The sequence below is a fragment of the Hominiventricola sp. genome (assembly GCF_057604405.1).
This window is the reverse complement of the sequence record NZ_DBLYVB010000085.1, coordinates 1-1626: the sequence shown is the minus strand read 5'-3', so window position 1 is coordinate 1626 and position 1626 is coordinate 1. Positions and strand designations below refer to the sequence as shown.

Sequence of the window (1626 nt, the reverse complement as noted above, 5' to 3'; positions counted from 1 at the left end):
GGAAATACTGGCACTGTTGAAATTATGGAAAAAAGAATCATGGGAAAGTTAAAGGAGGAAGAAATCATGTGTAAAGTTATATCCGTAGTAAACCAGAAAGGCGGCGTTGGAAAGACCACCACAACCGTAAATGTAGGCATTGGACTGGCAAGAGAAGGTAAGAAAGTGTTGCTGATTGACGCGGATCCACAGGGAAGTTTAACAGCAAGTCTTGGATATGAGGAACCGGATGATCTTCGCATCACACTGGCAACGATCATGATGGATGTCATCAACGAAGAAGAAATCTCTCTGGAAGATGGTATCTTACATCACCAGGAAAATGTAGATCTACTTCCGGCAAATATTGAGCTTTCTGCCCTGGAAGTAACGATGGGAAATGTTATGAGCAGAGAAATGATCATGAAGGAATATATCGATGCGATAAGATGCCGATACGATTATATCCTGATCGACTGTATGCCAAGCCTTGGTATGATGACAATCAATGCACTGGTCTCCTCTGATTCTGTGCTGATACCTGTACAGGCCGCATATCTGCCTGTTAAAGGACTTCAGCAGCTGATCAAGACCATTCTTACAGTAAAGAAAAGACTGAACCGGAAACTGGCGATTGAGGGCATTCTCCTGACTATGGTAGATTTCAGAACCAATTACGCAAGAGACATTGCATCGAGAGTACATACAACCTACGGAAGCCAGATTGAAGTATTTGAAAATGTGATCCCGATGTCTGTAAAAGCAGCTGAGACCAGTGCAGAGGGAAAAAGTATTTACATGCACTGTCCGAAAGGAAAAGTTGCCGAGGCATATATGAAATTGACACAGGAGGTTTTGAGTAATGAAAAATAGAAGTGGCGAAAAGATTAAACTGGCAAGTATTGATGAACTGCTTGGTGTGGTAAATGAAGAGTCAGCAATGGAGATAGAAATTAGTAAGATCCATCCGTTTAAGAATCATCCGTTCAAGGTGCTGGATGATGAAAAGATGCAGGATCTGGTTGAAAGTGTAAAGATCAATGGAGTACTGACTCCGGTACTGCTTCGCATGGATGAAAATGAAGAATATGAAATGGTATCCGGTCACAGAAGAATGCATGCAGCACAGCTTGCAGGACTTACGACTATTCCGGCAATCGTAAGAGAATTATCGGATGATGATGCCATTGTGGCGATGGTGGACGCTAACATTCAGCGAGAGGAACTGTTGCCGAGTGAGAAAGCTTTTGCTTATAAGATGAAATTAGCAGCTATGAAAAGACAAGCAGGAAGACCAAAAAGTAATTCTGGCCAAAATGACCAGAATTTAATAGGAACTGTATCTAGGGATGTATTAGCAGAGCAAGTTGGAGAAAGTTCTAAACAGATTCAGCGTTACATTCGCCTGACAGAATTGATTCCTGAACTTCTTGATCTGGTAGATAACAAAAAGCTTCAATTCACGGTTGCTGTAGATATCTCTTACATCGATAAGGAAGTACAGGGATGGATTTACGAATATATCTGCGACACAGGATTTATCAAACCAAAACAGATTGCAGCACTCAGAAATCAGCTGAATGATGGACCAATCAATCAGATCCAGATGTTATCAATTTTCAATAACTGTGTGATGGCAAAGAAAGT

Annotated in this window: 2 protein-coding genes; both read left to right on the top strand. The window is 41.3% G+C overall.

From position 1 onward, the window contains the following. The first annotated feature begins 66 nt into the window (after positions 1 to 66). Entirely contained in the window at positions 67 to 852 is a 786-nt protein-coding gene (locus ACZMB2_RS14205; RefSeq protein WP_055160152.1) for a ParA family protein, read from the top strand. Next, positions 842 to 1626: ParB/RepB/Spo0J family partition protein (locus tag ACZMB2_RS14200; RefSeq protein WP_487597195.1), on the top strand; the 785-nt coding region annotated here is incomplete at its 3' end. The genes ACZMB2_RS14205 and ACZMB2_RS14200, both read left to right, overlap by 11 nt.